Source organism: Streptococcus oralis (assembly GCF_021497945.1).
Taxonomy (GTDB): Bacteria; Bacillota; Bacilli; order Lactobacillales; family Streptococcaceae; genus Streptococcus; species Streptococcus oralis_BR.
In genome coordinates, this window is sequence record NZ_CP046524.1 from 1588889 (window position 1) to 1601109 (window position 12221).

The following is a 12221-nucleotide window of genomic DNA, read 5'->3' on the forward strand; positions in this document are numbered from 1 at the left end:
CAGGTGTTTGATTCATTTTCCGACTCTGACTCCCATAGAAGTCCAAGTCACTTATCCAAACAATGTAGTTGTGGAATAAATAAATATTTATTCTTTTTTACTTTTAATAGCAAAGAGGGCGGCTGACAACGCTAGGCTGATTCCTGCTAGGAAGAGGGCTGTATCAGACTGGTCTTCTCCTGTTTCTGGGAGTGTCTTCTTGCTTTCTTCATTTTTCAGAGTATCTTTGATTTCTGATGTCTTTGTATCAGCTAGTGGAACTGGTGTCAACTTATACTCTGGTTTCTCAACAGTTGGTGCTGGTTCATCACCTGCTGTACCTAGTGGACCTGTGTACTCTGGTTTTTCATGTACGGCTGGCTCAACTCCATTCACACCACCAGTGTATTCTGGAACCTCATTTACCAAGGCTTCAACCGCATTAACTCCACCCTTGAACTCAGGTAGGGCATGAACAGCCGCTTCTGCCGCATTAACACCGCCTTTGAACTCTGGTACTTCATGTACAGCCACTTCTGCCGCATTGACACCGCCTTTGAACTCTGGTACTTCATGTGCAGCCGCTTCTGCCGCATTGACTCCTCCCTTAAATTCAGGAACTTCAAGAACTGGAGGTTGCTCTTCACCCTTGCTGCTTGTAGGAGCGTCTGGTTTAGCAGCCTTATCTTGTAATTGATTGAGATAGTCTGCGAAGTACTCGACCATTCTTTCAGTCAAGAGATGGTTATCCGTCGCATATTTCATGCTCGCCTGAACTCCAGCCACTTCCTCTTGATTTTCTTTGTCTGTCAATTTCTGCGCCTTAGCTAAAGCTGCTTCATAGCCTGACAAGTCAAGAGGTTTTTCTGCTACCTGTGGACGATTAAAGATAAGTTCTGCTGCAGATTGGTATTCATCTCCACCATCTCCGTATGTCTTGGTACCAGTAAGGACAATCTTCTTAGCCTTGATTGTCTTACCAAAGTTAATATCTTTCGGCTTATTATTATCAGGCCAATCAGTTGCAGTGAAGGTGTGCTCCTTGCCAGACTCATCTGTTACAACCAGTTTCACATCTCTCAAGTTACCGTTTGAACCTGAACCACGTGGAACATAGCGAAGTCCTGTGATTTCAGTCGGTTCTTTCAAGACCATGGTTGCAGGCTTGCCTACATCTCCACCATTCCAAGATGTATGCCATAGGCTAGATACATTGCCATCAAAGGCATTCTCTAGACCTTCACCTGGTTGGGCAGGAGCATCCAAACTTTCAAAGTCTTCTGCTACCAAGGCTGTTTTCTTTTGAACCAGAGCATTCTTCAAGGCTTCAATCTTGGCAATCTCTGCACGCGCTTCTTCAACACTGATATCATCATCGGCCTGACTGAGGTTAAAGACCGCCTCTTTCAAAGCATCCATAGACTCTTTGGTGTAATTGGTCATGGCTACAGTTGGCAAGTAGTTCTTCAGAGCATTTTCTGTCAACATCTTACCTGTCAGGGTAATTTCTTCGATTTGAAGATTATCCATCATGAAGTCGTTATAACCACGGAAGTTGGCATTTCCACCAGAATCACCACGAGTATTGCTTGCGTTACCTGTTGAGTAGATACCTACCCAAGTATCGCCTGTTTCTGCACCTGTCACGAGGAAGGTTGCCTTCTTGGCTTTCTTAGAATCCGTCCAAGTATTTGGCAACTCATGCATTTCCAAGTTGCTTGCTTGACTACCACGACGACCTGACTGGAATTCTCCCTTACCGACTACAAAGGCATAGGTATTGTCAGAACCTGCTTCGTATTCAAAGGTTACACGATAGGTCTTACCTGCTTCAAAGCGGAAGTTTTGTGGGATAGTTTGGTAAACCAAGTTACGACGGCTAACCAGTCCATTTGTCTTCAATGACCAATTTCCATCGATAACATCATCGACTTTCTTACCATTCCAACCACGCTGTGTATATGGATCGTGTTTTTCAGACAAGTGAGTGCGATTGTCTTCGACACCTTCGACACCACCCACTACAAATGGGAAGATTCCTTGAGCTACATTTTCAAAGTCTTGTTTGAAGGTTCCTTGACCTGTATCATGCTTGTCTCCGTACATGCTTGAATTGTTTTCAAAGGTACGAATTTCATCAAAGTAAGTTGCTTCAGCACCAGCTTCACGACTCAATGTCAAAGTAACATTTGATACGTCCGATCCAGTTGTAAAGAAGGCGTACATATTTTGGAAGTAACTTGTATCATCAACTGTAGCATTGTCACGACGATTGTTATGAGCATAAGCTTTGATATAGTTGAGAGCGAGTGACTTATTAGTATAAGTAGTCACTTCTTTTTCACCAGTATTCACTGTGATACTTGCCTTAGCGTTACTACGGTTATCGACACCTACATAAACAGCATACTTGGTATTTGGTTTCAAGCCAGTCAGTTTCTGAGTAAGGCTGACCTTGCTCTTGTTTCCTTGGATACGAAGCATTTCATTTGCGCCCTGTGATTTGACAATTTCTGCCTTAGAAGCATCACCAGAAATAGTCCAGTGTTTCAAGGTTCCACTGTTAAATCCTTGGTCATAGATGTGCATGCCTTCGCTCCATGACATTTCAGGATTGGTTTGTTTTGAACGATAGAGAACGTATGGTTGATTTGCTAGAAGATCTAGAGTAATCTTGCCGTCTTTTACAGTTAGTTCTTGCTCTTCTGTCTTACCTTGGTCAGTTAGCTTGTAAAGGTAAACCTTGCTATTTTCCCAATCGCTCGGAAGTGTCCAAGTTGTTGCACCGGCTTGCGTATTGAAGTAGTACATTTTTTCCTTATCAGCAGGAAGTTTCTTACCATTCGCATCCCAGTTCCAAGGAGTCAAGTAAGCTGAACCATCTTGGATAACACGTCCGTTGAGAGTTACTGTACGTTCGCGATATTGCGGACTATTGACATCGTTTGACTTACGAGTCACAACAACCTTGTTACCTGCTGCATCGACTAGCTCAACCTTCATTTCTGGAGTCCATTTATAGGTGCTACCATTATCGGTCATGGTAACTGGTGTACCATTTTCCCATTTGCTTACAGTGAAGTGTTGGAAATACTTGGTCATCAAGTCATGGGCAAACAAGTTGGTTACATAGCCATTGTAATCACTTCTTCCTTGCCAGCCTTCAAAGTCTTTCATGCTGTAGCCACCTAGAAGTGGATAGTCTGCTGCACCACCGTAACTTCTGTAGTCCCCTACCCAAGCATCTTTTTGGTGGTTACGGATAAAGCGGGTGATGGCACTGTTGATACCTTTATTGGTGTAGCCACCGTAGGTCAAGTCAGCAGCCCAGTGATGGAAGGTAGAGTCGTACTCACCACCATGGCCCCACTCGATTGCAAAGCGCCAGCCTTGCTTGTTGATTTCTTTTGCAAGAACGTGGGTAGCCCAGGCACCGTTATCACCTGATTGACCATTACCCCAAACGTCCACATAGATAAAGTCGAGACCTTCGCCAAGTTTTTTCTTCAAATCTTCCCAACGTGCCAAACGACCATGAGCTAGGTCATAGGCGGCATCAATGTTGATACCTTGGTCTAGCCAGTTCCAGCCATAGCTGTAGCTACCATCTGGATTCTTACGGAGAATTTTTTCATTAAAGTATTTAGACTCAGGATAAGTTTCTGAAGCGTTAACGTGGATACCTAGATGAGCTCCATATTTCTTCGCTTTCGCAATCAAGGTCTTGAAGTCTTCAACACCACCAATACGTTTACCAATATCAGCATAGTTCAAGTGACCAGAGTCATGGCCTTCGCTACCATATCCTTTAAGGAGAACACCCTGCCCAAGACCATCTGTATGGAGATTGATCTTCTTGATACCATCCAGGGTCATAAGGAATGGGTTTTGTGCTTGAGAACCAAAGTTCATCGCGATACGATAAGCTGTGATATCCTTGACTTTTTCCCAACCTTGAGGGTTGTTCATGATGCTACGATAAGCAATAGCTCCATCCTGCCAGTCTACTTTATTATCCGCATTAGCATCTTCAGTGATAACAACTTTAGCACTCGGAAGTTCTTTAGTGTACTCTGGGAAAACAATGCCCTTATAAGCTTTTTCCCATTGCCATTCAGAGCTATGAATTCCGACATAGTTGGCATTTCCAACTGTTTCTTTATAGGCTGTCAAACGAGTCCAGTCATTCGAACCACCACCGTAGCTGTTTTGAGAATTGCTCCAAACACCTGCAGCAAGCTTATCTGTAGAAACAAATCCATACATGTAACCCTTAGCCAAATCCTTCATTGGATTGGTTACATCGATATGATCATCTCCGCTGACATGGGTATTGTTTGACATGGTTGCCCCATCAAACTTAGCACCAGCTTGATCACTAGAAACAGAGACTAGAGCATTGCCAAGGAAACTAATAGTAGAGAGCAATTTTCTTTCATCATCAATCTTCTGACCTGGAGTAACTTGATTGTGGTTGACAATCTTAGTCACATCAAAGTGCAACTGATTATCTACAACTTGCAAGCGTACTGTCATTTCCGCATTAATTAAGTGAGCATCATCGCGAAGCTTCATCAAGTACTCTGCTGTTGTCTCATTGATTTTCTTATAAGTGACTTCAGGGGTGATTCTGTGGTTATTGATAAAGACTTGATTGAACTGTTGAACTTGCCCTGGCAAAGTATGCCCATTCAAAGTGTATTCTTTCACACGAGGAAAGGCTTGGTCAATCACTGCCTTGAGGACCTTAGATTGGATAGTATCATAAGTCACTTTACTATCATCTACTTCAGGACCTGTCTCCTTCTCCACAGGAGTATCATCCGCTTTTACGCCTTCTTGATTGTCTGTTTTAACGCTGACAACCGTGCGGTCATTGCCATAAGTTCCAGCTTTTAGAAGAATCTTCTTCTCATTTTTAAGATTATCATTGACCGCCCCTGGCAAGGTCACTGTATCAAAGAGATTGACATCGTTATTGCTAGCATTGAGCTGGCCATCTGACTTAAGAGTGATAGAAAGACGGTTTATAGAACCTGTTTCTGGCGCCGCTACACGGTTGCCTTTATACCAAGTGCTATTTCCTGGGGTTTTGTATTCCCAGAACCAACCACCTGAGTCGTATCCTACAAAAACATTGTTATTGGTATCTTTAAATTTCAAGAAGACACCAAAGCGTGATTTGCCTTTTTCAGAATCTTCTTTGAAGGTTAGATCAACAGTCGCATTTCCATTCGCGTCAACTGTCAATCCTTGTTTTTCAAACAAGGCTGGTTTGCCTGCATTGTCATTTTGGGCTGTTGAAGACAGTTGATTGTAACGAACACCCTTTTCTTCGCGAATAGTGACGGTTCCTTGTTGCTCTTTATTAGCTACTGTTTGCCATTCAGGAGTCACTGTCTTAGGTGTTTCAGGTTTAGCAGCTGCAGGTTTATCCTCTTTTGGTTTTTCTTCAGCCGGTTTTTCTTTCTCTTCCAAGTCTGCTGGTTTAACACTTGAAATTCCCTGCATGTGGTCTTGGATCCATTTTAGTTGAGCTGGTGAGAAGAGAATGCCTCCGCTACGTTTTCCAACTACACCATTTTGGTGAACACCGACGAGTTTTCCTTCTGTATCAAAGATACCACCGCCGCTAGCACCAGGTTTTCCTCCTTGGTAACCGATTCCTTGAACACCTTCACCGTATGGTTCTGCAAAATCAACTGTAGTATTGACAATCGGTTTCAATTTCCCTTCTGGATAGCCAAAGACATGGAGTTTATCTCCGATTTTCTTAACAACTGGCTTTTTAGTCACTTCTACTGGAGTGTTTTCAAGAACCGTACGCAATCTCACAAGCGCCAAATCATTCTTGAAGCCTTTTAGATAACCTCCACGATCCCAGTGGATGACGTCTTTCTTGCCAAACTTAACATCTGGCATACCTGGGTAGGAAATGCTATAAATATCTCCATCCCCTTGATCATTGTCAACAACCTTGCGGATATTTCCATCTTGGCTGTCCTTGATAAAGTTATGGGAAACAGTCAAAACAAGGTCTTTCCCAATAACAATACCGCTACCCTCGCCAGATGGTGTCTTGATTTTAACAGTTGCTCCGTAGTTTAATTCCCCGTTAGTCGTTTTAGCTACATCTTCTGGAACAAGTTTCCCAGTATCTTGAGCCAATTGATCCTTGTCAACTTCGCGTCCATTATCTTCAGCTTTCTCCAACTTATCTTCTAGTTCTTTTGGAAGATTGCTTGGTTTATCTGCTTTTTCTTTTTCAAGAGCTAACAATTCCTCTTCAGTCTTAGGTCCGTCAGTTATTTCATCAGAACCAGGATTCTGAGCAGCAGCTTTCTGATCAAAATCTTGCCCCTCATCACTAGCCCTCTTGTCCAAATCAGCCAGTTCGCTCGGTAAATTATTTGTTGAGCCAACAGTTGCTTGATCAGCCAATACTGGGGCAGCAGCAAAGAAAGTTGCTCCAATCATAACCGAAGCTACTCCAAGTGTAAACTTACGAATACTGAACTTACAGCGTTTTTCAAAAAATCGTTTATCCATTAACTCCTAAATCCTTTCGTTTTCACGTAAGCGTTTACATTTTTCTATTTAAAAAATACTCCTTCCTCCGAAAGTGCAATGCTTAAGTGCAATAAATAAAAAATAATTGTACTTTTAATATAACAAATAATACAAAAGAAAGCAATAGGAAAAACCTAAAAATGAAGAATTTTTTCTCTATTCTGAAAAATTCTATTTCTCATCGTGCCGAGTCTTATAGCAAAGATAAAAAAGGACCTAACCATCATCTCAATGGCTAAATCCTTTAATTTTTGAAAAGTTATTTCACATGGTTTGCGAGATCTTCTTGAGCCTTTTTATTTGACTCTTCTTTTTCTTTCAACCATTTTTCTTGAGCTTTTTGATACTCATCAACTGTCACAGCTTTATCCTGAACTTCTAGATATTTGTACAAGAGGGCTTCGCTCGTACCCTTGTTACCAGAGTATGCAAACGGAAGTGTAAATGGTACCATCTTAGACAACATTGGACGACCAGTTTTAGAAGTTGTTGGGATGATTAAGGCACTGTCGGTCAACCATGCTTGGGCAGCAGCATATTTCTCATAACGTTTTGAAACGTCACTCACTTCTTCCCCGGCTTCTACAACCATTTTTTCGTAGTCTTCCAAACCAACTTGCTTCGCTGCAGCGTTGTTTGTTCCAGAGTCAAATCCTAGGTAAGTCTTTGTATTTTCTCCGACAGATGGCTTGATGATATCAAGGTAAGTAGATGGGTCTGCAAAGTCTGGAGACCATCCAACGTTATCTGAGATATCCCAATCTTCGCCAGCAGCTGTTTTCGCAAAGTAAGTAATGTTCAAGACATCATCTTTTTGAAGTTGTTGAATATCGACAACGACGTTCTCTGACCCTAGAGTAGCTTCAAGCGATTGTTTGAAGGATTGAACACGTTGAACTTTTGTTGTATTGGTTTGGTCTACAGGCATATCCAAGTGGATTGGGAATTTCACACCTTCTGCTTGAAGAGCTGTTTTGGCTTTTGCAAATTCTGCTTTGGCCTTATCTGGATTGTAGAGTCCATCCTGAGCATCAGCTAAGTTCACATCCTTCCACTCGTCACCGTATGTCACCAATTTTTCTTTTACTAACTCACCAAAGTTTTTTCCATCTGCCTGTACAAATGTAGGAGGAACAAACAAGTTACGAAGCAGTTTAGTCGCACCACTTGCACCGTTTACTTGAGAGGCATAGGCGGTTCTATCAAAACCAAAGGAAAGAGCTTGACGGAAATCTTTGTTTAGAAGAGCTTTCTTGGTTGATGTTTTTTCTTCATCCGTTGTCTTAGAAGTATACTTATAAGACTGGCGATCAATATTAGTACCTACTAAATAAGTAGTAGAATCTTGTTGTGTGTAAACAATATTGTCTTTAAATGCTTTTTCAGTCTCTGGGTAGCTAGCGCTTGTTGGGAAGAGACGCGCCATTGTAAAGCTGCCATCTTTGAAAGCTTCGGTTGGTTTGTTGGTATCTTGACCATCCCAGAATGATAATTTAACCTTATTGATATGGACATTGTCCTTATCCCAGTAGTTTGGATTTTTTTCAAACTCAACAGAAGATTTAGCTACGATAGATTTGAGCAAGAATGGTCCATTGTATAGGATGCTACTTGGATCTGTTCCTTTAGCGAAATCATCCCCTTTAGAGTTTAAGAACTCTTCATTTACTGGAGCCAAAACTCCCATCGTTGTCTTAGAATTCCAGAAGCTTTCTGGCTTGTTCAAAGTGTACTGAATTGTTTGATCATCAAGAGCCTTAATACCAACTTGTGAGAAATCTTTAATTTCACCTTTCACATAAGCGTCCAAGCCTTTGATTGATTCCTGAACAAGATAAAGACCATCAGATTTTTTATCAGCAGCATATTTAAGCCCTGTTACAAAGTCTTGAGCTTTGACTTCTGCGTATTCCTCACCTTCAGAGGTATACCATTTTGCATCCTTACGAAGCGTATATGTGTAAGTCAAGCCGTCCTTAGATACAGACCAATCCTCAGCCATAGATGGCACAAAGTTACCATAGCGGTCATTTTCAAGCAATCCATCAATCACATTACTAGTAATGTCAGCAGTTGCTGCCTTACCAGTTGTCAAATAGTTGAGGTTGTCAGGGTCTGTTTCATAGATATATGAGAATGTCTTCTCTCCTTTAGCGCTCGATCCTGATCCAGAGCAAGCAGCTAGAGTCGCAGCTGCCAACAAGGTTACACCCGCAAGGGCAAATAGTTTTGAACTTTTCATTTATTTCTCCTTTAAAACTTTCTCTCCATTATAGACTCTTTTTAGAGAGATGTCAACAGAATTTTCTGAATTCTTACTTAATTTGGTAAATTCTGAAAAAACAAAAAGAAGAAGACAGTGATTGTCCTCTCCAGATGTTCGTTGACAAAGAGCCACATTATAAATCTAAAATAATTTATTTTAATTTAATCCCCAATTGTCTTTCATATTTTAAACTAGATTTTTTTAAAAGGAGATTTAGATAGTCAAGACATTAATAATTATGGAAACAAATTTATTATTTGATCTCAAAATATTTTTGTAAAAAATCTAATCTGCTAAATCTTCTTTAATTTTAGTTGTTGATATTTCTTTAGTTCTTGGTAAATAAACTACTTCCACTCCTTCTTCTTTTAAATAATCAAATTTTCCTTTCCAATCATCCCCCATAACAAATGTATCAATGTGATATTCTTTAATATCTGTTTTTTTCTGTTCCCAGCTTGTTTCAGGAATCACCAGATCAACATATCTTATTGCTTCAACCAAATTTTTTCTATGTTCAAAATTAAAGTAACAAACTTTATTTTTTTCTTTCAAATTGAACTCATCACTTGAAACTACAACAATGAGATAATCTCCTAATTGCTTTGCTCTCTTTAGCAAATTGATATGTCCATAATGAAGCAAATCAAAGGTTCCATAAGTAATTACTCTTTTCATTGATATTTCCTTTCAATTTTTTTATTAATCCTAAATTACATAAAAACAATTATTCATTATTAATACTGGTTTGATATCCACTATATTCTTAATTTGATTCTAAATTTTCAATATCAACTTTTTAGCGATGTAATTATTTTATTTCTCTTTGTAAACAAAAGAAATAAAACAATTGCAATAATTGCATATCTTATAATGGCTAAGTTATAAATAACAAGTATCAAAAATAGTATTATTAATAATATTAAAGATATTATTAAAATCATCTTCATATTATAAAGTTCCTCATGAATCTCCTCTTTTTTTAATAAAAATCTATATAAGAAAAAATGAGAAAACGCTAACAATATATAGCATAATAATGTAGTGTAAGCTGCAGCTTGATACCCAAATATATTAATAAAAATATAATTTAAAATAATATTTGAAAGAGCCGCACCTGTGGAAACTAACGAAATCAGCTTATTCATCTTATAATAGAAACTGATATTACTAAACATAGAATATACAAAAAGGAAATAAACCGAGATGGCAATTGGAGGTACTAGCCAAATTGATTCCTTATATTTATTGCCGCCTAAAATAACAATTAGTTCTGGTGCAAATAGAATTGAGAGAGCTGTGATCCCCCCAACTACTACAAAAAGCCATTTGGTGTTCCCATGTATCCCACAATAATCCTTTTTTTTCAAAGCTTGAAATGTATACGGCATTATTGATTGATTAATTGCATTAGTAAACAAAAACATAATCATTGATACAGAATAAGCTAGACTATATATAGCTAATTTCTCCTTACCATCAAACATGTTAATCATCAAACGGTCAGACTGATTCAAAATATAGTGCGATAAGAAATGCGGTATCAAAGGTAATGAATAACTCAAACCATATTTAATATATTTTTTTTCTATCTTAAGTTGCCTTCTCTCTGAAAAAAACAAGAGATAAAAACAATATAAACCAAAGATAATTCGGATAATAGAATCTAATACAATTTTAATGAATAAATCATTCTTAATCGCTAATAAGATAGTTGTACTAATAGCTACAATAAAAAAACTTGAAGAAGTTGAAATTAGAACTGCTTTTCTATATTTGAATTCAAATCTCTGACGTGCCAAATAAAATTCTATACTAATATTAAATAAAATATCACTGAATAAAAATATCATGAAACTGGGAGTTAATCCAGTACTATCTCTAACCAGTATATTAAAAGTAAAATATAAAAAAGCAACAATTATAGTAATAATCTTAGACAAAAACAACAAAGAAAATGTAAAATTATCTTTATCATTCTCAAATTCTACTAATCCCTTATTATAAGCTGTTTGAGAAAGATTCAAGGTCGCAAAAATAGCAAATAGTACAAACCATGATTGGTAAAGCATCAATGTACCGTAATCATTAACATTAAGTATTCTGGTTAAAATCGGAGTTGAAAGAAATACAAAACCCTTTTGAATAAAATTTGCAACAGTATACCAGAGTGCTGCTTTCATCCCGACAGACATTTCTTCGTAATGGCTTTTATAATTCCATAATTTGTGCCAATCTTTCACACGATTCTCCATCCTGTTTTTCAAATATTTTATTAAATAATTCCTTGCGTTTTTCTTTATTTTTATCAATTTCTAGATAAATGTTATCAATAAAGTGCAGCAAGTTGTTAAAAGACAGTATCTTATCACCTGCTATGTAATCATCTACATTATCAACTGAAAGCCCCAACTTATAATCATTTAGATCCGAAAAAACATACCCTATTGGTTTATCAAGGTGTAAATAATCATACGAGATTGCAGAATAGTCACTGAGTAAAGCATCTGAATTCATCAGTAATTGATACAGATTTGTATTTTTACGATTCAAATCTTGATTTGTCAGAAACTTAATATGACTAAATTGTTTCAACTCCAAATCTGAAATATCTTGCATTGGATGTAACTTTACAATCAGGACAATATCCCGTTGGCTTAGATATGTGTTTAGGTTTGCAAGTTCATCTAGTGTTTCAAGTAACGGAATACCTAAAGGATAGCTAGCTGTACTATCATTTCTATTATAGCCACCACCCTTTCTAAAAGTTGGTGCCCAGATAATTTTTTTATCATAATCAGATAAAAATACTAGAGGTTCTGGTTTTGAATAAAAGATATCATGACACGGAAAACCAGTGTGAAGACATTGCTCTTTAGATGTTAATCCAAACTGCTTAACTATAATATTATCTACATTGCCCGAGGGAGATAGAACAAAATCAACATAATTCGGAACTGTTATTTTACCTATTGTATTTTTTAAAGGAAAGCATCCATGTGTTAAATAAAAGTATTTTTGATCTTTTCTATATTTACGAAGTATATCATTATCGAAAAGAAAAAATTTACTTAATGATAACAAATATGCCTTTCTCAAACTAGGTTTTTTCAAATAAAAATAATCTACATTCTCAGGAAGAGTACGTACTAGTCGATTTTTTAATAATAAAATAATTTTATATTTCTTATTATAATTATTTCTTATCAAATAATCATAAAAAGCTCCTCCATTATTATCAAAGTCTGTGTGACATTCAATGACAATAATATTTTGTAACTTTTTAAACTTAGTAAATCTAACAACAATTGAATCTAAAATCTTTTGAATTTTATATTGATAGAGGACATTTAATGCATATCGAAATCCATTTCTTTTAAAGTATCTTATAATATTCATATATAGC

At 37.7% G+C, this 12221-nt stretch carries 5 protein-coding genes; all 5 read right to left on the reverse strand.

The window, feature by feature from the left end; genetic code table 11:
• Nucleotides 1-87: 87 nt before the first annotated feature.
• The 5 genes from GOM47_RS08025 to GOM47_RS08045 all read right to left on the reverse strand — a co-directional run bounded on the left by GOM47_RS08025 (nt 88) and on the right by GOM47_RS08045 (nt 12214).
• The gene (locus GOM47_RS08025) at nt 88-6528 is read right to left on the reverse strand and encodes a SpGH101 family endo-alpha-N-acetylgalactosaminidase (RefSeq protein ID WP_235080465.1); all 6441 of its coding nucleotides are present in this window, start codon (nt 6526-6528) and stop codon (nt 88-90) included.
• Nucleotides 6529-6808: 280 nt separating this feature from the next.
• The gene (locus tag GOM47_RS08030) at nt 6809-8791 is read right to left on the reverse strand and encodes a peptide ABC transporter substrate-binding protein (RefSeq protein ID WP_235080466.1); all 1983 of its coding nucleotides are present in this window, start codon (nt 8789-8791) and stop codon (nt 6809-6811) included.
• A 309-nt stretch (nt 8792-9100) separates the two neighbouring features.
• Nucleotides 9101-9493 (reverse strand): glycerol-3-phosphate cytidylyltransferase, encoded by a 393-nt coding sequence (tagD, locus tag GOM47_RS08035; protein ID WP_044812580.1) that lies wholly within the window; start codon nt 9491-9493, stop codon nt 9101-9103.
• 113 nt (nt 9494-9606) lie between these two features.
• Nucleotides 9607-11058 (reverse strand): lipopolysaccharide biosynthesis protein, encoded by a 1452-nt coding sequence (locus tag GOM47_RS08040; RefSeq protein WP_235080467.1) that lies wholly within the window; start codon nt 11056-11058, stop codon nt 9607-9609.
• The gene (locus GOM47_RS08045; RefSeq protein WP_235080468.1) at nt 11027-12214 is read right to left on the reverse strand and encodes a CDP-glycerol glycerophosphotransferase family protein; all 1188 of its coding nucleotides are present in this window, start codon (nt 12212-12214) and stop codon (nt 11027-11029) included. Before GOM47_RS08045 ends, GOM47_RS08040 begins: the two co-directional genes overlap by 32 nt.
• Nucleotides 12215-12221: the final 7 nt, after the last annotated feature.

Coding starts and splice junctions, on each gene's coding strand:
- GOM47_RS08025 (WP_235080465.1), bottom strand. CDS start 6,528: ATGGATAAACGATTTTTTGAAAAACGCTGTAAGTTCAGTATTCGTAAG.
- GOM47_RS08030 (WP_235080466.1), bottom strand. CDS start 8,791: ATGAAAAGTTCAAAACTATTTGCCCTTGCGGGTGTAACCTTGTTGGCA.
- tagD (WP_044812580.1), bottom strand. CDS start 9,493: ATGAAAAGAGTAATTACTTATGGAACCTTTGATTTGCTTCATTATGGA.
- GOM47_RS08045 (WP_235080468.1), bottom strand. CDS start 12,214: ATGAATATTATAAGATACTTTAAAAGAAATGGATTTCGATATGCATTA.